The sequence below is a fragment of the Nonomuraea insulae genome (assembly GCF_042656245.1).
Map to the genome: position 1 here is coordinate 165,083 of NZ_JBHSPA010000094.1, position 24,425 is coordinate 189,507.

The following is a 24,425-nucleotide window of genomic DNA, read 5'->3' on the forward strand; positions in this document are numbered from 1 at the left end:
GCGGTAAAGAGTGCTTTTGCCATGTCAGGCGTACCCGTCGATGGCACACACGCTGAGCCGCCTCTGGTCTTCGTCGTAGTCGGCCAGGACGACTCGCTCGCCCGGCTCCTTCCGGTCGGACAGGCATCGCGCGGCCGTGGACCAGACACCGGTGCAGGGCAGGCCCGCCTCCGCCACCACTGTTCTGATCTCTGGCAGGGGCCCAAGACGCACAGCGGCCCCGTGCCCCAGCACTGCCACGCCAGGCTTGCGGGCGGGAAGTGCTCTGCGCAGCTCGGCCTCGAGGAGGGCGGGCACCTCCTCCGGCACCGCGAGCAGGGATCGGGGTCGTGAGATCACGTCGGTCCCACGGCTGTCGTCCAGGACGAGCACCACTGCGTGATCCCGCAGGGGCCGTTGCCATCCGGCCATCGGCAGATCGTGCAGCAACGTCGACTGGTCGGCCAGGAAGACCAGTGCCCGTCGCACCCGGCCGGTCCTGACACTGGCGTCCAGCAGGCGCAGCGCCGCGAACGGAGTGATCACCCCGTGGTCGAGCACCGCGTAGGTCAGGCCAGGCTCCGGCACCGCGTCGCACAGGAAGCCCAGCGGGAAGCCCGGCTGGGCATCGGGCGTGGCGCTGGCGAGCACCGCCAGATCGAACCGCTGCGCCAAGTCGTCCAGGCCGGAAAGCAGGCCCGCGATCATGTCCGTGAAGGACGTGCGACCGATGCCGAAAGCTTTGTCATGAAAGCTCACCCCGTAGGAGGTCATCAGGTCGGAGAAGTAGACGCGGTCGTCTCCGCCGAAGGCTCCTTCGGCGGAGAAGCACCGATGCGAGATCTGGATCAGACGTAGGGGAATCAGCGCGTCGTCCGGCATTCCCACCGTCCGGGCAGGTGGTGGCGCGGAGGTGTGGACCACTGTCAGGACTCGAGCTGCCTGGCCGTGTAGTGCACCAGGGCGCGCACAGTGGTGAAGTCGGCCGGCTCCAGGGTTTCAGGGTCGAATTCGATGTCCAGGTCGTTCTCCAGCTGCATGAGCAGTTCGAGCACTCCGGTGGAGTCCAGCGAGAGGTCCTCGAACAGCCGCGTATCCGCGGTGATCGTGTCGGCTGTCATGCTGAGAAGGTGTGCGAGCGAGCGTATGACGGATTCGGTGAGTTCAGCTGAGTCGATCCGAGTGCTGTCCATGTATGTCCTCTCCAAGGGTGGGTGTTTCAGGTCGAGTACGCAGCCAGGCGCCCGGACATCTCGCGGTCGAGGGCGTCGACTTGCGTCCGCGATTCACCGACAACGATCACGTAGAGGCGGCCCGCACCAACGGTCGCGAAATTGATGACCAGCACTCCGGCCCGCGCTCCCGGGGCCAGGACGAGATCGGCGAAGGGTCGGGCGAACTCGGCGAAGGACACCGAGGGCCGTGGGGCCAGGGAGTGGTGCGTGGCGATCGCGACCTGGCCGTCTCCTGACCATAGGCGGCTCAGCCGCTCCTGGTAGGTGGACAGATTGTTGCGAGCGTTGATCTCGATGACCGGCTGCAGCACGCCATCGGTGGTGACGATGGCATCCACCCCCACCACTCCCGAATAGCCATCGGCCGCGAGCCGCGTGCCCAGGAGTTCGCAGACCTCCACCAGCTCGGCGCGATGCGCCGAAGACAGCTCGGCCGGCATCAGATGGCCTTTGTGCACCCCCGCCTCGGTCCGTGCTCCCTTGACGAAGTCGAAGTGGACGGCGCCGTCGCGGCCGAGGGTGAACTGGTAGTTGAGGTCGGCCCGCTTGGGCAGCCATTCCTCCATGACCAAGGAGAGCCGGTCGGTACCGAGGCGGACGCTCTGCCGGTGGATCATCCGACGCAGCAGGCCAAGCCGTCCTTCTGCGGAGACGACCAGAAGTCCTTTGCCGGAGACGCCGTAAGCGTCCTTCAGCACCACGGTGCGGCCTGCGGCGAGCCAGTCCTGCACCGTCGCGCAAGCCGCCTCGAAGTCCGCCACGCTGGCGCACACCATCCCAGGGGGCTGGCGGATACCGAGATCTGCAGAAATGGTACGACTGTAGATCTTGCTGTTCACCGTCTTGCAGACCCGCGCGGACGGTCCGGCCAGCTCGACCCCGGTCCGCTCCGCCAGCAGTTCCTCCGCCGCTGACACCCCATGCGGCCACAGTCGCGCACCGCGCCGTGCCGCATGGGCCAGGTCGGCCAGCAGAGCCGGATCGGCCAAGGCGTCCTCGGTCACGGTCCGGTCCTGAGCCGGGTTCACGACAACCGATATCCGGGGAAGTTCCAGCCCGAGGCGCTTCAAGTGGGCGAGATACGTCTCGTCCGGCGAGGCCTTGAGCACGACATGATCGTCTGAGCCCGCCAGGAGAAGCGCGAACTCGCCCAGACAGTGGGTGAGCAACGCGCTCCGTGACAGCGCCGGTCTCGGCAGGCCGGGCTCATCGACGGACCACTGCTCCTCCACGTCGAAGTTGCCGACCAGGACCAGCGGCGTCCCGGGCGAGCCGGTCAGGGCCGTCTTGAACCGGCGGACCGGATCCACGGTGCCGATCAATGCTCGAAGACCATGGCGGAGAAAGTCGCGCCCAGGCCGACCGCGGTCATGAGATAGCGATCCCCTCGATTCAGGCGGCCCTGGGTACGAGCGGACCGCAGGTTGATGAAAGAGTCCGAGCCGAAGCAGTGGCCGAACTTCGGAAGGTTGTCCAGGAAGAGCCGGTCGGATCCGATGCCCAGCAGGCGCAGTACGCGCAACCACGACATGCGGTTGACGTTGTGCGGCAGGATCAGCCTGATGTCGTCCATGGCCATACCCGCACACTCGGTGGCGGCAAGGATGACCGACGCGAGAGCCTCGGCGTACTGCTCCTTGAACTCCGTACTGCGTTCCGCCGACATCCACGGTCCCTCGTAGTAGCGGCCGAGCGTATGGGTGGCGTAGCCCAGCACCCGGTCGTGCCCGCCACCGAGCCGAACCAGCACGGCCGCCGATGCCTCTCCCATCACGCCGGTGTCGGCGATGACGCGCGCCGAAGCGGTGAACGCCTTGTCACCGGTGAGCACCAGCGCCCTGGCCCGGGGGTCGTCCTCAGCTGCCAGCAGCTTTCCGGCCAGGTCGATGGCCAACAGCGCGGAGGCGCACGCGTGGTGGGTCAGGCTGAAGGTGAGGGCATGGCCCAGACCGACCGCATCGCACGCCTGCCGTAGCGGGTTGACCGGGTAGGGGGCCACGACAGGCATGGATCTCGCGTGCATGACGTAGCGCACGTGCGGCCCGACCGCGGCGAGCTCCAGTCGAGACATGGCCGCGACCAACAGGTCGGTCAACGTAGCCGAGGAATCGATCCTGACCTCGGAGAAACCGAAGAAGTGCTCGTACAGCCGCACCCGACTCTCGTCGATGTCATACCGCCGCAGGCATACGCCGACCGGCACGCGGTGCGCGGGGACATAGTCCGAGACGGCCTCGATAGCGGTCAAGGAAGCTCCTCGTAATTCCGGCGAGCTTGCCCTCTGAGAATTCGTCCCGTGCGGCCAGGCCGCAATCGCCGCATGGCCGCACCTCGGACCTGGTGGCCTGGGTATGCCGGAAGGCGGGCTGCGCCGAATCCCCTCCCGCGTGACACTTGACCGGAACGCGGGACTGGAGAAGATCATGATCGGTCGTATGACTATCGCGGGGCGGCCTGCGGTATGCGAGTCCTGGATCCCGGTGGAGAACCCCGCGACCGCGGCGGTCTTCGGCCGGGCGCCGCTCAGCAGCGCTGCCGACGTGAAGGCCGCTGTCGCCGCCGCGTCCGCCGCGGCGCGAATGTGGTCGCGGTCCTCGGTGACGGACCGATCCATCCTGCTGCGCGCTTGCGGCGAAATCCTTCACGACCACACCGAGGAACTGGCCCAGCTGCTGACCTGCGAGCAGGGCAAGCCGCTGCGTGAAGCACGCGACGAGGTAAGTCTGGCGGCCGACTGGTTCGGCCACACGGCCGACTTGAGCTCACACCTGGAACCAACCGGTGAACAAGCAGGTATCACCCTGGAGCGGATCCCCCACGGGGTGGTCGCGGCCATCGCGCCGTCGAATTACCCGATCATTCTCGCCGTCGTCAAGCTCGCTCCCGCGCTGCTGGCGGGCAACACGGTTGTCGTCAAGCCCTCACCGCTCACTCCTCTGTCCACCCTGCGCATGGCCGAACTGCTCACGCAGCGCCTCCCGCCCGGCGTGATCAACACGGTGTGCGGCGGAGCCGAGCTCGGCATGGCCCTCGTCACGCATCCTGGCGTCGACATGGTCTCCTTCACCGGCTCGGTCTCCGCGGGCAGGACCATCGCCGCCGCGGCTGGGCGCGGACTGCGACGGGTCGTACTCGAACTCGGCGGCAACGACGCCTGCGTCGTCCTGCCGGGCGCCGACGTGACGCGGATCGCGCCCGCCGTTTTCGCCGCCGCCACCCGCAACTGCGGCCAGTTCTGTGCGGCCATCAAACGGGTGTACGTTTCGCGCGCTCAGGCCACCGACCTGGCCGCGGCATTGGCGGAAGCATGCGCGGCCGTCACGCTCGGCGACGGCCTCGACCCTGCGACGGACCTGGGGCCTCTGGTGAGCAAACCGCAGCGGGAGAGGGTCACCACGCTGGTCGCGATGGCGGAGTCAGCCGGCGGGAAGGCCGTCAGCAATTGCAGACCGCCGGACCTCTCAGGCCATTTCTTCCCACCCACGGTCGTCAGTGATCTCCCGCCGGGTACCGCCCTGGAAACTGACGAGCAGTTTGGGCCGGCCATTCCCGTCATCGCCTACGACGAGGTCCAGGAGGCGGTGGACCTGGCCAATGCGAGCGGATATGGCCTCGGCGGTTCGGTGTGGGGGGACAGCGACACCGCCCGCCCCGTCGCGGCGGCGCTGCGCTGCGGCACGGTCTGGGTCAACACCCATGGCGAGCTCCGTCATGACGTGCCCTTCGGCGGCCTTCGCGATTCTGGCGTCGGCGTGGAGTACGGGTACTGGGGCCTGCTGGAGTACACGCGGATCAAGGTGCTGAACACCTCCCATCGTTAAGGAGCAGGAGCGATGCCGGAACTCGCTGAACGGCGCTTGCGCAGAACTCTGATCGCAGCCAACCGCGCTATCCGGCAGGACAGGGCGATGTTCCCTGAACACACCAACGTGTATGGCCGCACCTATGAGGCTGCCACCGGTCCCGCCCGTGAGACGGTCCAGATGCATCAGCTCTGGTTCCGCACTCGGGGGTGCACCTATGACAGAGCCGGTCAGTGCAGCATGTGCAACTACGGGATCGGTCCCGAGATCAATGTCCAGCGCGTAGCACGCTCGGTGAGGCTGCGGCTTGCCAAGATCCCTCCGCACGCGCACATCTATCTGTCGCCATCCGGGAGTTTCCTCGACGAGCGCGAGGTCCCGCCAGAACTACGCGCCCAGCTACTGGCCCACCTGGCTGAGCGCGAGCCCGCCCTGTTCGCCTTCGAGTCCAGGCCAGAGACGATCACGGCCGCGAAACTGCAGGAGATCAGGGCGGCACTCCCCGGCACCGTCCTGGTCGGTCAGGTGGGGGTGGAGTCCTGGGATCCGGCGATCCGGTCGCTCTGTCACCTCAAGCCCACACCGCAGCACGCGTACACGGAGGCAGCCAGGACATTGGCCGAGCTCGAGTTCGCATCCATCGCCAATGTGACGCTCGGTGGCATGGGCCTGTCCCACAGGGAGGCGTTCGGTGACACTCTCGCCAGCGTGCGAGGAGCGCGCGCGGCGGGGTTCACCACGCAGATGGTGTTTCCGCTCAGCGCGAAGACCGGCACGCTGCTCGGCTGGGCGCATGGGCATGGGTTGTGGGAGCCACCCAGCTTGTGGATGCTGCTGCGCCTTTTGGCCGAGGGTGCGGACGACGACGCGGACGGCGAGCGCCCGGGCGACCTGTCGATCTCGTGGTTCGCTCCCGATCTCGACGAGGTCGTCCGCTCTCGCCCGGACGGCTGTGAGGTGTGCCGCCCTGCGGTGGTGGATGCTCTCAACCGCTTCCGTGTCACGCCCAGAAGCCGCACACTGCGGGAGATCCTGGACTGGCGCGGCTGTGACTGCCATGCGCGGGCCATCGGCACCCTGTCACAGGATGATGGGGAGGGCTATCTGACCAGGCTCACGCGAATCGCCGAGCTGTGGGAGAGCCGTTAGCCGGCATCAGGCCGGACAGCGGTTGTGTCGCGGGCGGCCAGAAAGCCGGGGCGGGGGTTCACGGTGTTCGTCGGCGGGTTGCCGATGGCGTTGTAGACGAGAATCAGCACCCGCCGGTTGAAGGGGGACAAGTTCGGCAGCGAAGCATGCAGGATGTTCGGGTGGAACAGCAGCACCGAGCCGGCTGGGCCCTTCGCGCTGACCAGGTTGCCGGCACCCGCCAGCCGGGCGATGACCGAGCGGTCGATCTGGAACTTCTCCGTTGCCGTGAGCGTGGCCACCCAGGAGGGTGCGTCCTCGTAGCCGACGGGCATGCCCTGCGTGTCCGTCCCCGCCAGGACTCCTTCACGATGAGAGCCGGGGATGAAGGTCAGCGGGCCGTTGAACTCCGTCACCTCGTCGAGGAAGACGGCGACGTTGACCAGATTCGGGCTGTTGATGCCATCGTTCTGGATCCAGTAGACGTAGTCCTGGTGCCATTCCCACTGGTCGCCCGAGAAAGCCGCCTTTTGGTTCACCTTTGATTGATGGATGTAGACCTCGTCGTTCAGTAGCTTCGCGGCGGCATCGAGCAGTTGGGGAAGCTTGCTGAAGCCCTCGACCGCGGTGCTCGTCTGATGAGGACCGTAGACGGAGCGCACAGTGACGCCGTCGCGTTCAAGGACCGTACGGGGCCCGCGCTCGGCGAGAATATCCGGGCAGGCCGCGACCACCTTGTCCAGGGAACCGGCCGGGAGAAACTCCGGCGGGAGCAACAGGTAACCGTCGCGGTAGTAGGACGCGATCTGAGCGTTGCCGAGGTGTTTGTGCAGGGTGGCGCTCACGTCACTGTTCTCCTTGGTCGAATGGGGCAGTCGGCCTCCAGCCTTCCACGCGGGCCGCCAAATTTGGTTCCTCCATCGGATACAGACAATGGTCCGGCCCCGATGGAGCGCACCACTGGGGCTTCTTGTTCACGACGACCGATCGCGAATATGGCCGGGTGTGGTGTGCGATTCCCCCGCGGTGAGGAGCTGGGAATGATCATTCGTCGTGTCGGCGAGGTCGACGGCGTCAAGTGGGGTAACGGGATCAGCCGCCGGATGCTGGTCGCGGACGACGGCATGGGATACACACTGACTGATACCACGGTGTGGGCGGGCACCCGTTCACCTCTGCAATACCGCAACCACCTGGAGGCTTGCTACTGCGTGTCCGGCACCGGCATCGTCATTGACGCCGCGGGCAACGAGCACCGGATCGTGCCGGGCACCATGTATGCGCTGGACAAGCACGACGGCCACTACCTCGTGGCGTCTCCGTCGGAGGACCTGCGGCTCATCTGCGTCTTTTCTCCGGCCCTGAACGGATACGAGCGGCACGACTTCGGCACGATCGCGTTCTCCCAGTACTGAAAGCCGACGTCAGGGACCGCTGGTGTTCGGCATTGCGCGTGGGGACATGGGCGTCCATGAGCACGACTTCGCGGCAGGGGTAGCTGTTGAGTACAGGAGAAGAGCGTCGGGGTCCGTTGTGCCGTGGCCAGTACTTGTTCTGGGCGGCGCACAACAGTCTCCCGGCCGGGAGCAAGTGGCATGCGAACTTCTTCGGTCAGTGGGAGCTCGAAGAAGGCCGGCCGGCCGAACAGGTCAAGCGCGTCCTGGTCGCCCTGATGGCAAGGCACGAGGGCCTCCGAACGTACTATGCGTACGAGGGGTCGCCCATCCAAATCGTTGTTCCGGTGGCCGATGCGGCGGAAAGATGCATCGTAACCGCGGAAGAGGATGCGTGGGAGCGACAGGACTCTCTTCGGCAGGACACTGTCTTTGATATCTACGAGGCGCCTCCGGTCAAATTCGTCATCCGTACGGCAAGCGACTCTCTTTGCCTGCGCGTGGCAGTTCTGATCCATCATGCCAGCATTGATCACCACGGCTTCAGCAGGTTGACCGAGGAATTTTTTGAGACGCTCGCCCATCCCGCCCTGGCGGATGTTCGCGACGAGCCGGTCCAGCCCATCGACCTGGCGCTTCACGAACGGTCAGCCTCCGGACTGCGGCAGGCGGAGAGAGCGGCCGGCTACTGGAGAGAGAAGCTGAACGCGATCCCGAACAGGCAGTTCCCCTGGGTGAGCGACGGCCTGACGCGCCGGAAGGGGTTTGTGGAGGTGCACCACAATTCCTCGATCATTGCCAAGAAACTGGACATCATCGCCGATCGGCTACGGGTCACAGAACCCTTGATCATGGCCACGGCCTTCGCCATGATCCTTTCGGAGTTGTCGAGCAATGCACAGGTGGGCATGTTCTCCATGTCGGCAAATCGTAGGCCCAAGAACGTCTCGTGTGTCACTTGCGTCGCCCAGCCGGCGCTCCTGCATTTCGACCTGTCCGGCGTGCGGACGCTGGCGGACGGGATCAGGCGAAACTCCGCGGACTATCTGCGGGGCATGATGTACGGCGAGTACGACTACGACACCGTCAAGCGCGAATCCGTGCTGGCCGCATCCCGGCGGGGAATTTTTTTCCGTACCGCTATGACTTTCAACTACGTACAGCTCGGCCACAATCTCGACACCGAGCCCGACAGCGCGATCGAGGTCAAAGTCCTTACCCCCGACACCATACCCTCGAACACGGATATCGACTTCATGGCCATAAGGCATCCGGATTCGGTCAGTTGCACGCTGGACATCTCGGAGGCGGTCATCGATGAGGCGACGTCGTCAGATGTGCTGAAGGGCATGTACCGGCTCATCAATGACTGCGCAGATTCCTACGTCGACCCGGAGACCCGGACCGGCGATCCCGGCTCGCTGATCACCGGACCCGTCCATTCGTCTTCCTGGCGCAAAGTGGACAATTGCTGGGTCAACGTCTCCGTCGTGGCGGACGAGCTGCGCAAGATTTCGGGCGTGGTCTCCGTACGGCTGACCCAAAAAATGGTGGACAACCGGCCACATCTCGCCGGTGTGATTGAATACGACAGCTCCAGAGCAAATGAGAATGACGTGAGGCTGGCGTGCCGGAACATCGTCTACTCGGCCGCACCGGTGATCGTACCGGCGGAGCTGGAGCTGATCGGCCTGGGCGATCGAGGCAAGCCCGCGCCGCCGTCGCCAGGAGGACCTCCAGGACGAGGAAAGAAGCTGATCACGGAGGCGTGCGGAAGAATTGTGCCGCGGCTGGTTCTGGACTGGGATGAATCCGCACTCGGGCAGGGCATACCGGCCAGCTCCATCGGGCTGATTCTCGAGCACCTGAGGAAACAGGGCGTTCATGACCTGGTCGAGACCGATTTCACCAGCTTGCGCACCCTGGGAGAGTTGGTCAAGAGAATCGACAACGCCACGGAGAACGGCCCTGCTCCGCATCAAGACCCGTCACGTGGAGCTTGATCCGGGCCCTGTACGACGATGTGCTGCAGCGGATCCTGCCCTGGGCGTCGTAGTCGAAGCGGTCCTGCCCCGCCTTGCGGATCAGGGTGCCGGTATAGGCGCGTTCGCCTTGGTCCGGTGAGGGGTGGCCCAGGATGCCCTGGTGATCTGCCCGGCCGGGTCGTAGGCGTGGCCTTCGTCGAAACCGCTGCCGTGCACCGCCGTGACGCGGCCGACAGGGTCGAGGTCGAAGCGGCGGCGGCCGGACAGCAGGTCGTCGATGGCGCTCACGTGGCCGTCGGCCCGATAGGCGTAGCTGCGGCGCGGGCGGACCTTTTTGCCGGACGGCCCGGCGCTCCAGGTGTGTGAACGCAGCCGGGAGTCGGGGTCCCATTCACTGGTCAGGGTCAGGTTGGAACCGATCCGGCGGGCAATCTCACGGCCCGCCGGATCGTGGGTGAAGGTGATGGTGTGCCCGCCCGTGTGGAAGGCTTGCGGAAGGTCGCGATGGTCGTACTCCCAGCGGCTCTGCGCGCCCGAAGGGCTACGGCGCAGCACGCGGCGGCCAAGCCGGTCGTAGGCCGTGTTCACGGTGGCGCCGTTGCAGGTCTCGGCGATGACCCGGCCGTCCTCGTCACGGTCGAGGCGCAGGTCGGCGTCGGAGTTGACGGCTCTGATCAGGCGGCCGAGCGCGTCGTGCTCGAACGTGGTGACGCGGTCGCCCGAGTGCTGCTCGATGATCCGGCCCAGCAGGTCGTGGACGAAGCATGTGCTCTCCCCCGCGCCGTTGAAGCGTTCGACGAGTTGCCCGGCCGGGTCCCGCCGGTAGATGAGGCGGCGATCGTTGAAGTCGGTCTCGTCCGCCAGGGCGCCGGTCGCGTCGTAGTCATAGCGCCAGACCAGGCCGTCCGGATTGCTGACGCGGGTCAGCCCGCAATTCGGTGTCGTAGCCGAACTCCAGGCGGGCGCCGTCGGGAGTGATCCGCGCGGCAGGCAGGTTGCCGTGCTGGTCGTGGTCGCGGACGTGCACACGGCCATCGGAGTCGACAACGGTGGCCGGTCGGCCGGCCTGGTCACGGGCCAGGTGGGACACCGCGCCGTCCGGCCGGACGACCGAGGTCAGCAGGCCGTGCTCGTCATAGGCGTACCGATCGGTGCGTCCCAATGGGTCGGTGCGGGCTGGCAGATGCCCATACCGGTCCCACTCGTAGCAGGTCTCGTGCCCCAGCGGGTCGACCTCGCGCACGACTTGAAGCAGCTCGTTGTAGTGGTACGTCGCGGCGTGGCCGAGCGAGTCGCGGGCCACGGTCCCGCCGTCGCGGTATTCGATCTCGACGTCGTACACGCCATGGGAGCCCGTGCCGTGTACGCATCGGCCCTGGTCGTCGTAGGTGTAGGCGTACCAGGCGCCGATCCGGTCGGTCCAGCGGGCCATCCGGCCGTGCTCGTCGTAGGTGAAGCGGAGCGGCAGGCCGGAGGAGTTGATCACCTCGGTGAGGTGGTGGTGTTCGTCATAGCGGTAGGTGATGAGGGTCTGGCCTGCCTCTCGTAGCCGTATCGACACGATCAGGCCGGCGTGGGTTTCGATGTCGAGGTGGTAGCCGGCCGAGTGGGCCACCTCGGCGAGCATGCCGCCGGTGTAGTGCAGGTCGATGCGGTTGCCGTTGCGGTCGGTGATCGCGGAGAGCGGCAGCACCCGGGCCACCCCGGAGGCGGCTTCCGCGGTGTCGCCTTCTTCTGCTGCGGCGAAGTGCAGGGTGTGGCCAGTGGCGGGATCCGTCACCTGATGCCCGTCGTCGCCGTCGCCGGCCGGCAACAGCCGCGGACCCCCTCGGGCGGCACCACCTCATCGGGACCGGGATGCGGGAAGCTGAGGATTGCGCCAGTGGCCGGAGCCAGGAGCACGCCCTCCTCGTCGATCTCCAGCCGCTGGTCGAAGGTGGAGGCCCAGCCCGGGCCGAACCACCGCCGCCAGCCCACCCAGCGCCGCGACCGCCTTGCCGCCCTGCGCCGGCAACCCCACCTGACGGCCACCTGGGAACACCCCGATCCCGTCCAGCACGACCTGTCCCAGGCTCGCCCTGCCCTGCCGGTACTTGTTCAGCGTGTCGGCGAACACCACCGCCCCCGCCACCACCGCCGCCCCGGCCAGGATCGCGCCCGCCACGCCACCGGTGCCGATGATCCCGGTCCCGGTCCGCCTCGGCGTTCCGCGCCCGCGCCACGGCGGGCCGTACCGCCGCCTGGACAGCCGGATCGGCAGTCTGACCGACGCCTCCACCTCGGCCAGACTGCCCGACGCGGCCGAAGCAGGCAGTTGCGCCCGTACCTCGCGCAGCGCGCCCTGATACTGCTCCTCCGCCGCCTGTCCCTGCCGCAATGCGCTACCGGCCTGCGTCTTGGCCTGCTCCAGACTGCCCGCGTAGGTGCTCAGCGCGGCACCAGCGCCGCGATAGGCCTTACCCAGCTTGGCCAGCTCACCGGGCGGAGTCTTCAGCGCCTCGGCGTACTTGACCGCGTAATCGCCGCGCATGTCCAACGCCGAAGTGTTGCCCGAAACCCCGTTCAGCCGGGCCGTGTTGTCCTCGGCCAGCTTCGCCTGCTCCAACAGACGCGTCGCCAGCGCCCGCACCTGGACCGGATCCCCCGGAGCAGGATCGCCCGCCGGCCCGAGAGTCTCCCAACCACCCGGCATGTGATCACCCCGCCTGCCCGACCCTTGATGAGGTTCCGCGGGGCTGTACGCAACCGGCCGAGCCCGCAGTTCAACCCCCATCCGCACCGACCCGCCGCACGCGAGACAGGGACAAATGGCGCATCACGTCGAATGGTCAAGAACGCATGGTTGCTCGGTGGTTGCTCGCGTGTGCGCGGCATTGGCGGACACGCATTGATAGCAACCGACACCGCGGTGAAGAAAATCACGGAAAGGACAGTACAAAACAACACATCGCGACAGCGGACGACACTAACCGAGGATTCTTTTAATCCGCAGGTTCCGGGTTCGAGCCCAGGGCGCCCTACTACCCTATACTCCATCTGACCTGCGATTACTCGATTTTCAGGGGCCTCCGGCGGGGCGGAGACACGCCGTTGGTTGCTCGCTGGTTGCTCTTCGGCACGGGTCCGGCACATGGCCGGGCGTTCCGACCCCGATTTGGGGTCGTTTCCCAAGCCAGACCCGCGAGAAGACCAACGGAACACCAAGCCGGAACACCTGACGGGCACCCCGATTCAGGTTTCCCCGCACTGCCGTGCCAAGAATTGATCAAGCCGCTCATAGTGCAGATGCCACCATTTCGCGGTGGCTGACGCATCGAGCCCTCCGCGGAGTGGAAGTCGTCCGTGATCGCGTGGTTTGCCTTCGCATGACCGAGCCAGCCAGGCGCGGGATGAGCGCGTCGGCCAGGTAAGACCCGTGAGACGACCAAGAGAACACCATGCGAGAAGGCTTGACGGGCATCCCTTCCCTGGTTACGTTGCTCGCCTGGCCACGTGTTGATCAAATCGCCTTCCGGCAAGATCGGGCTGCTTCCAGCGGCTGCTGCCTGGCTTCCTCAGCGGACCGGAATTTGCTCATGATCGCTCGGTCATTCCTGCAGGGCGACGCCGCCCTGGCCCTACTCGCGGCAGCGACTGCCGCCCTGGCTCGAGAATGATCACACGACGTCGACCGGTAAGGAGCGTCCGCATTTCCGAAGGTCCCCAATGTGGTGAGCATCGTGGAGCGCAGCGTGCCCGACCGGCAGCCCGACGACGCGTGGACCGGGGCACCTTGCCCGGTATGCGCGAGGTTTCTTGCCACCAGTGTCGTATCGGGGGCTCGGTCAATCGTCTTGCTGATGAGGGCCGTCGACGAGCATGACCGCCGACACGCCTGTGGCCTATGTCGTGACGCCAGGGCGCCCGCAACGGCCGCGAAGCCTTACCGATCCGATCTCAAGGAGAGCTCCATGAATCCCGCCCTGAACACGATCGACATCGTGGTGTCCGACATGGACGCCTCGATCGCCTTCTATGCCCGGCTCGGGCTGGAGTTCAAGGTCGATGAGCGCTCGCCCGAGCACGCAGGCTGCGACCTGCCGAACGGGCTGCATGTGATGCTGGACACTGAGGGTTTCCGCACGCCGTTCCTACCCGGCTGGAGGGCGCCGGCTGGCGGGCCGCGTACCCTGCTGTGCTTCGAGTTCGAGAGCCCGGCCGGGGTGGACGCCAAGTACGCCGAGCTCGTCGAGGCGGGCTATCGCGGGATCGCCGAGCCGTTCGACGCGTTCTGGGGAATGCGCTACGCGACGGTGGCTGACCCGGACGGGGGCGGCGTGGACCTGTACGCCGCGCTCCCGGCAAGCTGATTTGGGGAAACGGTATCCGCGACCCAGCGACTGACAGGCAGCAAGGGGCAGGAGGGGCACGTGAGGTATGTGCTGATGTTCATCGAGACCGAGCAGTTCGCCAAGCAACTGGGGGCGATGGGCGAGCTGGAGCAGCGGGCCGCCTACGAGGCGGTGGGCCGGTGGTTCGCCGAGAACGCCGACAAGATCACTCACCATACGCACCTGGCGCCGGTGCACACCGCGACCACAGTGCGGCTGGATCAGGGCGAGCCGGTCGTCACGGACGGGCCGTTCGTGGAGGGCAAAGAGGTGGTCAGCGGGTTCGCAGAAGTCGAGGTGGCCGACCTGGACGAGGCGCTGAGGCTGGCCCGCTCGTGGCCGGCCTGCCCGATCGTGGAGATCCGCCCCGCCTCATGAGCGAGCCGGTCCCCGAGGGCGTGAGCCAGCAGGTGCTGGCCCGCGTGGTGCGCGAGCACGCGGGCCGGCTGGCCGCGTCCCTGGTCACGCTGCTGGGCGACTTCGCCGCCGCCGAGGACCTGGTGCAGGACGCGGTGGAGGTCGCGCTGCGCCGCTGGCCGGTCGAGGGGGTGCCGGAGCGGCCGGACGCGTGGTTGTTCACCGTGGCGCGGCGGCGCGGCCTGGACGTACTGCGCCGGGAGTCGAACTACCTGGCCAAGCTCGCTCGGCTGCGCTGGCCGGAATCGGCGGTGCGTAATGATCGGTTGCGGCTGATCTTCACCTGCTGCCACCCGGCGCTGTCGCGGGCCGCGCAGGTCGCCTTGACGTTGCGGGTGGTGTGCGGGCTGAGCACGGCGCAGATCGCTGCGGCGTTCGTCGTCGCGGAGGCCACGGTCGCGCAGCGCATCACCCGCGCCAAGCGGAAGATCGCCGAGGCCGGGATCCCGTACCGCATTCCTGCCGAGGAGGAGCTGCCGCAGCGCGTCAGCGGTGTGCTGGCGGTCATCTACCTGCTGTTCAACGAGGGCTATCTATCGAGCACGGTCGAGCGGGCGCAGGCGCGCGACCTGGTCGACGACGCCGAGTGGCTGGCCGCGCTGCTGGTGAGCCTGATGCCGAAAGAGCCGGAGGTGGCCGGGCTGCTGGCGCTGATCCGACTGCATCGAGCTCGGGGCGGGGCCCGTTTCGACGCGCAGGGGCATCTGGTGCTGCTGGCCGACCAGGACCGCGGCTTGTGGGATCGGCAGGCCATCGAGCAGGCCACGGCGCTGCTGATGCGGGCCGCCCGCGCTCACCATCGGCCGGGGCCGTACCAGCTGCAGGCGGCGATCGTGGCCTGCCACGCCGAGGCCGAGACCTTCGCTGCCACCGACTGGGCGCAGATCCTGGTGCTGTACGACATGCTGCTGCACCTGGCCCCCTCGCCTGTCACGCGGTTGCACCGGGCCATCGCCCTGCGGCACGTCCGGGGTCCCGAGGCGGCTCTGGCCGAGCTGAACGACCTCGGCAACGTGCTGGAGCGCTATCCACTCTTGCACGCCACCCGGGCCGAACTGCTGCGCGATCTGGGCCGGCGCGAGGAGGCACGCCGGGCCGATGAGCGGGCGCTGGAGCTGACCGCCAACCCCGCCCAGCAGGCGCTGCTGGAGCAACGCCTGGCCTGGGATTGACGGTACGACTCATCGCCACGGTGATCACGTCTGCCGAGGGCTCGCCGCGCCGGTCATGGTGCCGAGGATGGCGGCGGTTTCATCGGCTGCCGGCGGTGGCGGCGATGGCGGGCAGGACGGCCAGGGCCAGGACGCCGCAGGCCACGGCGAGCAGGGGGTATCCAGCGGCGGCGACGACGAGGCCGGAGGCCAGACCGCCGGTGGCGCCGGCGATGGAGATCGACACGTCGACCATGCCTTGCGTCTTGGCGCGGGTGGCCAGGGGAACGGCGTCGGTGATGATGGCGGTGCCGGAGACGAGGCCGAAGTTCCAGCCGAGCCCGAGCAGGGCCAGGGCGAGGGACAGCAGGGCGACGGAGTCGCCGGGCGCGGTTGCGGCGACGATCCCGGCGGCCAGGAGGGTGAGGCCGGAGGCGGAGGCGACCTTAAGGCGGCCGTAGCGGTCGACCAGCCATCCGGTCAGCGGTGAGGGCAGGTACATGGCGGCCACATGGATGGCGATGACGAGGCCGGAGGCGGCGGTGCCATGGCCGTGGTCGTGCATGTGCACGGGCGTCATGGTCATGATCGCGACCATGATGAGCTGGGTGAGGATCATGACCAGGGCGCCCAACAGCACTCCGAGGCTGCGCCGCCCGGCCACGCCGTGCTGCTGATCGGACGTGGTGGTAGTGCCGGTAGGGGTGGAGGGGGTCTGCTGGGTGTGGAGGGTGCGGGCGAGCAGCAGCGGGTCGGGGCGCAGCCAGAGGGTCAGCACCAGGGCGGCCAGGGCGTAGGCGGCTCCGGTCAGCAGGAAGGGGCCGGCCAGGTGCGGGATGCCGAGGGCGTGGGCGAGGTCGCCGGTGGGGGCGGCGAGGTTGGGGCCGGCGACGCCGCCGACGGTGGTAGCGACCAGGACGGTGGACACGGCGCGTCCGCGGTGGGCCGGGCTGGCCAGGTCGGCGCCGGCGTAGCGGGCTTGGAGGTTGGTGGCGCTGCCGGCGCCGTAGACGAACAGGGCCAGGAACAGCAGGACGGCGTTGCCGGTGACGGCGGCGGCGATGATGCCGGCGCTGCCGATGGCTCCGGTGAAGTAGCCGGCGGCCAGGCCGGGGCGGCGTCCGCGGTGGTGGGAGATGCGGCTGACGGCGACGGCGGCCAGGGCGGAGCCGGCGGTGAACAGGGCGCTCGGGACTCCGGCCAGGCCGGTGGAGCCGAGCATGGCCTGGGCGAGCAGGGCGCCGACGGTGATGCCGGCCGCCAGTCCGGCGCCGCTGAGGATCTGGGAGATGACCAGAACGGTCAGGATGCGGCGCTGCGCCTGCGGGGATGTCGTGGTGGGCGGGGCAGGGGTGGTGCTGGTCACAAGGGTGGTTCTTTCGCTGAGGGGGCCGCCGCCCGGGCCGTCTGGCCTGCTCCGCAGAGCTGGCCAGGCCGGGCCGCTGGGCGGCGGTGGTTCGCGGGTGCGGTGCTGTCGCAGCGGTCAGGGGGCGTCGAGGGCTTGGGCGAGGTCGGCGATGAGGTCGTCGGCGTCTTCCAGGCCGACCGACAGGCGGATCATGCTGTCGGCGATGCCGCGGCGGGCGCGTTCGCCGGGGTCGAGGCCGTGGTGGGTGGTGGTGATGGGCTGGGTGATGAGGCTTTCCACGCCGCCGAGGCTGGGGGCGATGGCGAACAGGCGCAGCCGGTCCACCACGGCGGCGGTCTGTTCGGCGGTGGCGTCCAGGACGGCGCTGAGCATGCCGCCGGCGCCGCGCATCTGCGCCTCCACGATCTTCTTGGCCTCCCCGGGGGCAAGGCCGGGGTAGTGCACCCGGCGCACGCGCGGGTGGGCGGCCAGGAAGGCGGCGAGGGCGGCCGCGGTCTCGTTCTGCGCGCGTACCCGGACCGGCAGGGAGCGGATGGAGCGGGCCAGCAGGTCGGCGGCTTGCGGGGCGATGACCTGGCCGAGGTTCTTGCGCCACATCGCCACCGGGGCCAGCAGATCGGCCCCTCCGATGAGGGCGCCGGCGGTCAGGTCCGAATGTCCGCCCAGGTACTTGGTGGCGGAGTGGATGACCAGGTCCGCGCCGTGCTGCAGCGGGTTCTGGTTGACCGGGGTGGCGAAGGTGTTGTCGACGACCGTCAGCGTGCCGGCCTGGCGGGCCTGGGCGGAGATCGCGGCGATGTCGAAGACGTCCAGCGTCGGGTTGGACGGCGTCTCGAAGAACACGATCCGGGTCCGGCCGGTCAGCACCTCGCCGAGCCGGCTCACTTCGTCGGCGCGCAGGAAGGTGGTGGTGATGCCGAGTTGCGGCAGATTGACTCCGAGCAGTTCGAAGGTGCCGCCGCAGACGTCGCCCAGGCATACGATGTGCTCGCCGGTGCGGGCGCAGGCCAGGAAGATGGCCGCTTCGGCGGCCATGCCGGAGGAGAAGGCGAGGGCCTGCTGGCCGCCTTCCAAGTCGGCGAGCTTGTCCTCCAGTGAGCGGATGATGGGGTTGAGGCCGTAGCGGGTGTAGAGGTTGCCGCTTTTGCGGCCCTCGACGACGTCGAGCAGGTCGGCGGTGGAGGCGAACGCGAACGTGGAGTGCGCATACAGCGGGGTGTGGATGGCACCTTCGGGATCACGGCGTTCGCCGGCGTGCACGCTGCGCGTGGCCAGTCCTTGCCCCTGGGTGCCGCGGGCGATGACGCCCGGCGCGGCGGCCTCAGCCGCGTGGGCCCCAGGCACGTTGTTCTCGGGCGGGGTGTTCTCGGGCGGGGTGTGGTCGCTCATGCCTCTCCTGCCGGGGTGGGGTTCACGCTGGACTGGTCGGCGTGCTCAGGCGGCGGCCTTGATCAGTGCGGTCGCGGCCGTGTCGAGGTCGGCGGGGGTGCTCCAGCGGCCCAGGGACAGCCGTACCGCGGCGAGGGCGCGATCGGCGTCCAGGCCCATGGCGGTCAGCACCGGGGAGGGGGTGTGGGTGCCGCTGTGGCAGGCCGAGCCGGTGGAGGCCGCCAGCTGGGGCAGGGCGGCGAGCAGTTCGTGGCCGAGGACGCCGTCGATGCTGACGTTCAGCGTGTTGGGCAGCCGCCCCTGGAGGGGGCCGTTGAGGTGTACCCGGCCGCGCAGGCCGTCGGCCAGCCTGCGGTGGAGGCCGTCGCGCAGGGCGGCCAGGCGGGCGGGCTCGCCGTCGGCCAGATCGCGGGCGGCCAGGTCTGCGGCGGTGCCGAGCGCGGCGGCCAGGGCGGCATTCTCGGTGCCGGCGCGCAGGCCGCGTTCCTGTCCGCCGCCGTAGACGACCGGCTCCAAGGCCACGCCGTCGCGGACGTACAGCGCGGCGATGCCCTTGGGCGCGTACATCTTGTGCCCGACCACGGTGAGCAGGTCCACGCCCAGCGCCTCGACGTCCACACCGATCTTCCCGACGGCCTGGGCGGCGTCGCAGTGCAGCAGCGCCCCGCGGCTGTGGGCGAGCGCTGCGAGGTCCTCGATCGGCTGCAGGGCGCCGGTCTCGTTGTTGGCGGCCATCACCGACACCAGCACCGTGTCCTCGTCCACGGCGGCGGCCAGCGTGGACGGGTCGAGCAGGCCGTCGCCGCCGACCGGCAGCACCGTCACCCGGACGCCGTGCAGGCGTTCCAGGGCGCGGCAGGTTGCCAGGACGGCCGGGTGCTCGGTGGCCTGGGTGATCACGTGCGGGCGCGGGCGGCCGGAGGCGAGGACCGCGCCGCGCAGGGCAAGCAGGTCGGCTTCGGAGCCGGACGCGGTGAACACGATCTCGCTCGGGCGGGCGCCGATCAGGGTGGCGACCTGCTCGCGCGCGTGCTGCAGTGCCGCGCGGGGTCGTTCACCGTAGGCGTGGCCGCTGGAGGGGTTGCCGAACAGGCCGCCCACATGCGCCGCCATCTGCTCGGCCACGCGCGGGTCGACGGGGGTGGTGGCGTTGTAGTCGAGGTAGACCGGCCCGCCGACCAGCCCCGGATGCGGCAGGGCCACTGGGAGGGACTGCGGGGCGGGGCGAGCGGTCATGCCGGTGCTCCGGCCTCGACGGGCAGCTCGGACAACCGCCACTCCAGCATGCCGTCGCTGAGCCGGATCGCCCGGCGGCCACGATCAGTCAGCAGCCGGACCGCGTCGTAGGCGAGCACGCAGTACTCACCCCGGCAGTACACGACGATCTCGCAGCCCTCGGGCAGTTCGCTGATGCGCTCGGCCAGCTCGGCGACCGGGATGCAGACGGCGCCCGGGATGTGGCCGCTCATCCCACCGCCCATCCCGCCGCGTGTAAGAAATATCCCGTGAGTTGCTTCGAGTCTCTTGGGCTTCTGTAGCCGCAGGACCTGGGCTTATGTGCTGGCGCTCCGGCTTCTTCAAGCATTGATGAGATTTCAGGAATTCTGAAGGTCTATCGTCTTGCTCGTTCGTCTTGCTGTGATGGTGAAGGCGAGGAGGCCGGAGTTGACGCTGGCGGTGGTGAAAGATCTTCGGGTGGCGCGTGCTCCGGCCACTGCTGAGGACCTGGAAGCGCTGGAGACCGATGTGCTGGCCGGGTTCGTGCTGGCACGGGCGGCCGCAGGGCTGTCGGACGGCACGATCTCATCCGACGTGGTGCACTTGGAGCAGGTGCGGGCGTGGTTCGGCCGGCCGCTATGGGAGATGGAACCCGCTGACGCCGACGTCTACTTCGGCAAGGTGCTGCGCAGCACGGCGAAGGCACGCGGTTGGCGCGGGCTCAGGCGTTGAAGACGTTCTACCTGTTCCTGGAACTGCGTCACAAGATCGAGATTCACCAGATGACCGGCCGCATCGTCGAATGCCCGATCGACGAGAAGAACCTGCCACGCGGCCGCCAGCAGGCCAAGCTCCGCATCCCGCCGACCAGCGACCAGGTCGGCAGGCTGTTCGCTGGGTGGCGGGAAGAACTGGCGACCTGCCGGAAGTTCGCGCCCGCCGCCCGGAACTTCACCGCCTGTCGGTTGATGGCCGACGTCGGCCTGCGTGTCAACGAGACCTGCAAGCTCGACCTGCCCGACATCAAGTGGGACCTCGGCCGGTTCGGCAAGCTCCACGTCCGTCTCGGCAAGGGCGCCCGCGGCTCGGGTCCGCGTGAGCGGATGGCCCCCCTGATCAACAACGCGGGCGGGACGCTGCGCTGGTTCGTCGAGGACGTGTGGGGCCAGTTCGGCGACGACCACACCAGGCCCGGCGTTCCGCTGCTGTTGTCGGAGCGGAAGAACACCGATGGGAGCACGGCGCGGGTCGGGGACGAGACGATCCGCGCCGCGCTGGCCAGAGCAGCGCAGACGCATCTGCCGGACTGGCCGGACGTTGTCACCCCACACGTCCTGCGGCACTTCTGCTCCTCCCGGCTCTATACCTCGGGGATGGACCTGATCGCGATCCAGCAGCTGTTAGGACACGCCTGGATCGCCACAACCATGAACTACGTGTTCAACGAGGACGTCGTCCGGCACTACCAGGGTTTTCTCGACCGGCGCCGCCAGGCCAGGCCAACCGACGAGTACAGATCGGTCACTGAACCCGAAGGGCTTGGTTTCGAGGAGCACTTCGACCAGCGCAAAGTCGAGCTGGGAGGATGCGCACGCCCCTACTCGACACCTTGCCAGCATGAGCACGCCTGTCTGAGATGTCCCATGATCAACATTAACCCGAGGATGTCGCCCCGCCTCGACGAGATCGAAGTCGACCTTCTGGCCCGCCGGGCCCGGGCCGAAGCAGAGGGATGGCTCGGTGAGATCGAAGGAATCGACCTCACCCTGTCTTTCCTGCGCCAGAAGCGAGACCAGACCCGTCGACTCGCCAGGGTCGCGCCGGTCGATCTCGGCATACCCGGCATCGCGGTGCGATCAGCGGCCAGGCGAGGATGAATGGATGTATTGCCTGCAGGCGGTCATCGCCACCGAATCCGTGCTCCGCGAGTTGGCCGGCTCCACCACTCAGGGGGAGGCCCCCGCTTGCGAGCTGGCGAAGCGTCCTCAATGCGGCATGAGCGGATGTGGGACGAGGGTGGTTCAGACAAGATCTTGGGGGTGCAGCACGATGCGCCCGTGGGTCTTGCGGTCGGCCAATGCCTGATAGGCGTCGCGCACGGCGGTGAGTGGGTACGTTGCGGCGATGGGGATGTGCAGGTCGCCGGTAGCGGCGAGGGCGGCCAGTTCGGCCAGTGCCGGGGAGCCGCCGGCATCGGTCGTTCCGAGAGATTTGACGCCCTTCTCTTTCGCTCCGCGATAGTCGACGACGGTGTCGATGCGGTCTATCGGAACGCCGAGGTTGATGGCGAGGTCGATGTAGCCGCCACCGACGGCGTCGATGAAGGCATCGGCTCGGTCGGTCATGGCGAGGATCCGATCCTGTTCGCCGTCGCCGTACTGGACAGGCTCGATGCCATGGTGGCGGAGCAGGTCGAAATGTGCGTCGCTGGTCAGACCGATCACCCTCGCTCCGGCACGGAGTGCGAGCTGGGCGGCGGTGAACCCGACGCCGCCCGATGCGCCCGAGATCACGATGGTCTCGCCCGACCGGGGTTCAACCGCTCGGATGGCACCGAGGCCCGCCATCGGTGTGGTGTAGAGCGAGCCCGCCACGTCCCAGGAGAGGGCTTGAGGTTTGCTCGCTAGCTGGTCTGCGGGGATGGCGACGAACTGGGCATGGGCGTCCCAGCTCTGGAGCCGGCCCAGCACCGCGTCACCGGTGGTGAAACCGAGCACATCGGCACCGACCGCCACGACTTCACCGGCGAGATCGCGGCCCGGCGTGTACGAACTGCCGTGCAGCGCCGGCAGCGCCCCAGGGTTGAGCGCACCTGCTTCGACCCGCACGACCACTTCACCCGGGCCGGCCACGGGCTCGGGGACGTTCGCGAGGTAGATCCCGTCGATGCCTGAAAAACGGTCGTAGCGTACTGCTTTCATCACGTCTCCTGGTTTGCGAGTGATTCGAGTCGGCCGGATCGCGTGTGAGGACGCTCAGGTACGGCAAAGGAGTGGCAAGAGGATGTCGTCGACGAGATGCGCAACGAAGGCGGCGTCGCACGGTTCGCCCACGACCACGATGCGATGCACGATCACCGCGGGTGCGACCTCGGCAAAGAGCGTTGCCGCCCCGGGCGCCAGTCGCTCGGCCGCTTGGCGAACAAGTCTGTCCGTCATCGCGGTCTCGTCCCGCCGCAGGATCCGCCGCATCACCTGGGCAAGTCGCGCGTCCTTGCGCATGCCGGCGAACAGGGCCCCCAGCAGACCCATGTCCTGTTCGGAGATGCTCCACGCGAGCCATGCCGCCAGGGAATGCACGTCCTCCCGGAGACTCTCTCCCTCAGGCTGTGGGGGCTTCGCGGGCGCGCGGCGCTCGACCGCTGCGGCGACCAGCGCCGCCTTGTCGCGGTACCGCCGGTAGATCGTCGTCTTCGCTGCCCCGGAACGCCCAGCCACCGCCTCCATCGAGAGCTACTCGTATCCCACCTCGGCCAGCAGTGACAGTGTCGCGTCAAGCATGGCCAGGTCACAGTTGGAATCCCGTGGCCGTCCCATCACCGAGGGCTGAGTCATGCCGCTGGACTCCGAAGTACCCACCCGCACCTCACTTCCGCTACGATACCGTTTCGTATCGAAAGTATCTTGGTTCGATCCAACCTGCAAGCTGCGGCTTTCCGCGCCAACCCAAAGTCAGGTGTCCACTCATCGGCATGACAGGACGTTGCGCGATCGCCTCGCGGCACCGACCGGGGCCGCGAGATGTGACAGCGAGACGGTCAACCGGTGAGGACCTGACCCGATCAACGCCGCGTGTCCTCTTGCTTGGTGCAGAGAAGGTTCCTGCACGCCGTCGACGTGGCCTGGGATCGGGCGACGCGTGTGGAGGCGCGGGACTTCAGCTGCTGGATCCAAGGCGCGGTCAAGCCCAGGGCGACTGCTGGGGCGCGGCGGCGATCGGCGCGGGTCGCGGGAACTCCGAATCCGGTGACTGGGAAGCCGACGTTAGGACCGGGCTATGCCCCTTCGACCGTCGTTCAAGCGAGACGGTGCTGCGGCGGTTTTACGATCTGCATCGCGATGCAGGCTCCGGGCCGCTGCTCAACCTGTTCCCGCTGGACCTGGCGCGTCGCTCCGGCCGCGCGCACGCGCACCACGACCCGATGGACGCCTGGGTGCCGGAGAAGACGGGTCGCTACAGGCCCAGCGTCCCACGGCGCATCCCGCGCTCGATCCCGGACGAATGGTTCAACACGCTGTTCGCTGCGCTGCCGTCGAACCGAGACCGGGCCCTGATCGCGTTCTGGGTCTCCAGCGGGGTCCGGGCCTCGGAATCCGGGACATCACCGTCGGAGACTGCGTGGAACTGTTCGACACCCACCGCCGGGTCCACGTCCGCGGCGGTCAGCACAAGGTCGACTTCTACCTGCGGCTGCGGACGATGGGCGTCTTCTCCGACGACGCCCCGGCCACGATCCGGGCGTTCGGCCAGGCCCTGGGCCAGCTGAGCATCGAAGAGCTCGTGGACCGCTATCCGATCCGGTGCCGCCCGATTCGGGACCTGCTGGTGGAATACCTTCGCGAGCGGCAGCCGTCGATCAAGGTCATGCTCGTTGAGCCAGGTCAGGAAGGCTTGGGCGTAGGTGAACTGTTCGCCGGCAAATCGGGGGACGCTGGCGGTGAGGGGCTGGCGGGCGGCGCGAGCGCGCAGGGCGGGCAGGAGATGCCAGGTGGCGAACCGGTGCAGGAGCGGCTCGTGCGCGTGGCCGTCGAGTTCGGCGAGGCGGTGGGTGAGCCAGGTTTCGGTGTGCAGGAGCTGCTTGTCGATGGCCGGGAGCACGCCGCAGGCCATCAGCAGGTCGCGCAGATAGGCGACGGTCCGCCAGCTGGGGAGCTGGTGAAGCGCCTGGTGAGTCAGGGGGATGCGACCGCGGGCCAGGCCGGTGAGGAGGTCCTGGACGTGGGCGGTGCGCAGCCACATCCATCCCTTCCAGGGGTCGGGCATGCTC

24 protein-coding genes are annotated in these 24,425 nt (G+C 68.1%); 11 read left to right on the forward strand and 13 right to left on the reverse strand.

Translation table 11 applies throughout. The features are described from left to right. Positions 1–24 precede the first annotated feature (24 nt). The 4 genes from ACFPZ3_RS57865 to ACFPZ3_RS57880 are packed head-to-tail and all read right to left on the reverse strand — an operon-like array spanning position 25 to position 3,462. Positions 25–861, reverse strand: a complete 837-nt coding sequence (locus ACFPZ3_RS57865; RefSeq protein WP_379523000.1) for a hypothetical protein — start codon at positions 859–861, stop codon at positions 25–27. Positions 862–905: 44 nt separating this feature from the next. Further along, entirely contained in the window at positions 906–1,172 is a 267-nt protein-coding gene (locus ACFPZ3_RS57870) for an acyl carrier protein (protein WP_379523001.1), read from the reverse strand. A 26-nt stretch (positions 1,173–1,198) separates the two neighbouring features. Beyond that, on the reverse strand, positions 1,199–2,536 hold the full coding sequence (locus tag ACFPZ3_RS57875) for a preATP grasp domain-containing protein (RefSeq protein WP_379523002.1): 1,338 nt from the start codon (positions 2,534–2,536) through the stop codon (positions 1,199–1,201). After that, positions 2,533–3,462, reverse strand: a complete 930-nt coding sequence (locus ACFPZ3_RS57880; protein WP_379523003.1) for a 3-oxoacyl-[acyl-carrier-protein] synthase III C-terminal domain-containing protein — start codon at positions 3,460–3,462, stop codon at positions 2,533–2,535. The genes ACFPZ3_RS57875 and ACFPZ3_RS57880 overlap by 4 nt, the downstream gene beginning before the upstream one ends. A gap of 187 nt (positions 3,463–3,649) precedes the next feature. Here ACFPZ3_RS57880 and ACFPZ3_RS57885 point away from each other — a divergent pair, with 187 nt between their 5' ends. Together ACFPZ3_RS57885 and ACFPZ3_RS57890 are read left to right on the forward strand one after the other, a co-directional pair. Further along, positions 3,650–5,035 (forward strand): aldehyde dehydrogenase family protein, encoded by a 1,386-nt coding sequence (locus ACFPZ3_RS57885; protein ID WP_379523004.1) that lies wholly within the window; start codon positions 3,650–3,652, stop codon positions 5,033–5,035. A 12-nt stretch (positions 5,036–5,047) separates the two neighbouring features. Then, on the forward strand, positions 5,048–6,166 hold the full coding sequence (locus ACFPZ3_RS57890; protein WP_379523005.1) for a hypothetical protein: 1,119 nt from the start codon (positions 5,048–5,050) through the stop codon (positions 6,164–6,166). On the opposite strand, the gene ACFPZ3_RS57895 is transcribed toward ACFPZ3_RS57890, so the two are convergent. Further along, positions 6,163–6,990, reverse strand: a complete 828-nt coding sequence (locus ACFPZ3_RS57895; RefSeq protein WP_379523006.1) for a phytanoyl-CoA dioxygenase family protein — start codon at positions 6,988–6,990, stop codon at positions 6,163–6,165. The two genes, ACFPZ3_RS57890 and ACFPZ3_RS57895, sit on opposite strands and share 4 nt — an antisense overlap. 195 nt (positions 6,991–7,185) lie before the next feature. Here ACFPZ3_RS57895 and ACFPZ3_RS57900 point away from each other — a divergent pair, with 195 nt between their 5' ends. Together ACFPZ3_RS57900 and ACFPZ3_RS57905 are read left to right on the forward strand one after the other, a co-directional pair. Then, a complete protein-coding gene (locus ACFPZ3_RS57900) occupies positions 7,186–7,560 on the forward strand; it encodes an ectoine synthase (protein WP_379523007.1) in 375 nt (124 codons plus the stop codon). A gap of 134 nt (positions 7,561–7,694) precedes the next feature. Beyond that, positions 7,695–9,542 carry a condensation domain-containing protein gene (locus ACFPZ3_RS57905; protein WP_379523008.1) on the forward strand — a complete coding sequence of 616 codons (1,848 nt, stop codon included), beginning with the start codon at positions 7,695–7,697 and terminating at the stop codon, positions 9,540–9,542. An 865-nt stretch (positions 9,543–10,407) separates the two neighbouring features. Here ACFPZ3_RS57905 and ACFPZ3_RS70375 read toward each other — a convergent pair. Continuing rightward, positions 10,408–11,337 (reverse strand): hypothetical protein, encoded by a 930-nt coding sequence (locus tag ACFPZ3_RS70375; RefSeq protein ID WP_379523009.1) that lies wholly within the window; start codon positions 11,335–11,337, stop codon positions 10,408–10,410. After that, positions 11,301–11,555: a DUF6531 domain-containing protein gene (locus ACFPZ3_RS57920; RefSeq protein ID WP_379523010.1), complete on the reverse strand. Its 255-nt coding sequence runs from the start codon at positions 11,553–11,555 to the stop codon at positions 11,301–11,303. The genes ACFPZ3_RS70375 and ACFPZ3_RS57920 overlap by 37 nt, the downstream gene beginning before the upstream one ends. A gap of 71 nt (positions 11,556–11,626) precedes the next feature. Here ACFPZ3_RS57920 and ACFPZ3_RS57925 point away from each other — a divergent pair, with 71 nt between their 5' ends. From ACFPZ3_RS57925 to ACFPZ3_RS57940, 4 genes are all read left to right on the forward strand, one after another. Beyond that, complete coding sequence (locus tag ACFPZ3_RS57925; protein WP_379523011.1) at positions 11,627–11,869, forward strand: hypothetical protein; 243 nt, start codon at positions 11,627–11,629, stop codon at positions 11,867–11,869. Positions 11,870–13,474: 1,605 nt separating this feature from the next. Beyond that, positions 13,475–13,873, forward strand: coding sequence for a VOC family protein (locus tag ACFPZ3_RS57930; RefSeq protein WP_379523012.1), 399 nt, complete (start codon positions 13,475–13,477; stop codon positions 13,871–13,873). 60 nt (positions 13,874–13,933) lie between these two features. Beyond that, positions 13,934–14,272 carry a YciI family protein gene (locus ACFPZ3_RS57935; protein WP_379523013.1) on the forward strand — a complete coding sequence of 113 codons (339 nt, stop codon included), beginning with the start codon at positions 13,934–13,936 and terminating at the stop codon, positions 14,270–14,272. Further along, positions 14,269–15,483 (forward strand): RNA polymerase sigma factor, encoded by a 1,215-nt coding sequence (locus tag ACFPZ3_RS57940; RefSeq protein WP_379523014.1) that lies wholly within the window; start codon positions 14,269–14,271, stop codon positions 15,481–15,483. The genes ACFPZ3_RS57935 and ACFPZ3_RS57940 overlap by 4 nt, the downstream gene beginning before the upstream one ends. A 79-nt stretch (positions 15,484–15,562) precedes the next feature. Here the strand turns inward: ACFPZ3_RS57940 and ACFPZ3_RS57945 are convergent, their stop codons facing one another. From ACFPZ3_RS57945 to ACFPZ3_RS57960, 4 genes are all read right to left on the reverse strand, one after another. Then, the gene (locus tag ACFPZ3_RS57945; protein WP_379523015.1) at positions 15,563–16,828 is read right to left on the reverse strand and encodes an MFS transporter; all 1,266 of its coding nucleotides are present in this window, start codon (positions 16,826–16,828) and stop codon (positions 15,563–15,565) included. A 117-nt stretch (positions 16,829–16,945) separates the two neighbouring features. Further along, positions 16,946–18,220, reverse strand: coding sequence for a trans-sulfuration enzyme family protein (locus tag ACFPZ3_RS57950; protein ID WP_379523016.1), 1,275 nt, complete (start codon positions 18,218–18,220; stop codon positions 16,946–16,948). Between the two features lie 45 nt (positions 18,221–18,265). Further along, complete coding sequence (locus ACFPZ3_RS57955) at positions 18,266–19,456, reverse strand: cysteine desulfurase family protein (RefSeq protein ID WP_379523017.1); 1,191 nt, start codon at positions 19,454–19,456, stop codon at positions 18,266–18,268. Further along, entirely contained in the window at positions 19,453–19,689 is a 237-nt protein-coding gene (locus ACFPZ3_RS57960) for a rhodanese-like domain-containing protein (RefSeq protein ID WP_379523018.1), read from the reverse strand. Before ACFPZ3_RS57960 ends, ACFPZ3_RS57955 begins: the two co-directional genes overlap by 4 nt. A gap of 196 nt (positions 19,690–19,885) precedes the next feature. Here ACFPZ3_RS57960 and ACFPZ3_RS57965 point away from each other — a divergent pair, with 196 nt between their 5' ends. Then, on the forward strand, positions 19,886–20,170 hold the full coding sequence (locus ACFPZ3_RS57965) for a hypothetical protein (protein ID WP_379523019.1): 285 nt from the start codon (positions 19,886–19,888) through the stop codon (positions 20,168–20,170). Continuing rightward, positions 20,167–21,315, forward strand: coding sequence for a tyrosine-type recombinase/integrase (locus ACFPZ3_RS57970; RefSeq protein ID WP_379523020.1), 1,149 nt, complete (start codon positions 20,167–20,169; stop codon positions 21,313–21,315). The genes ACFPZ3_RS57965 and ACFPZ3_RS57970 overlap by 4 nt, the downstream gene beginning before the upstream one ends. Before the next feature lie 144 nt (positions 21,316–21,459). Here the strand turns inward: ACFPZ3_RS57970 and ACFPZ3_RS57975 are convergent, their stop codons facing one another. Both ACFPZ3_RS57975 and ACFPZ3_RS57980 read right to left on the reverse strand, forming a co-directional pair. Then, positions 21,460–22,359: an NADP-dependent oxidoreductase gene (locus ACFPZ3_RS57975; RefSeq protein ID WP_379523021.1), complete on the reverse strand. Its 900-nt coding sequence runs from the start codon at positions 22,357–22,359 to the stop codon at positions 21,460–21,462. A gap of 54 nt (positions 22,360–22,413) precedes the next feature. Continuing rightward, positions 22,414–22,884 carry a TetR-like C-terminal domain-containing protein gene (locus ACFPZ3_RS57980; RefSeq protein ID WP_379523022.1) on the reverse strand — a complete coding sequence of 157 codons (471 nt, stop codon included), beginning with the start codon at positions 22,882–22,884 and terminating at the stop codon, positions 22,414–22,416. An 892-nt stretch (positions 22,885–23,776) separates the two neighbouring features. On the opposite strand from ACFPZ3_RS57980, the gene ACFPZ3_RS57985 reads away from it, so the two are divergent. Beyond that, a partial coding sequence (locus ACFPZ3_RS57985) for a hypothetical protein (RefSeq protein WP_379523023.1) occupies positions 23,777–24,425 on the forward strand: 649 nt, incomplete at its 3' end.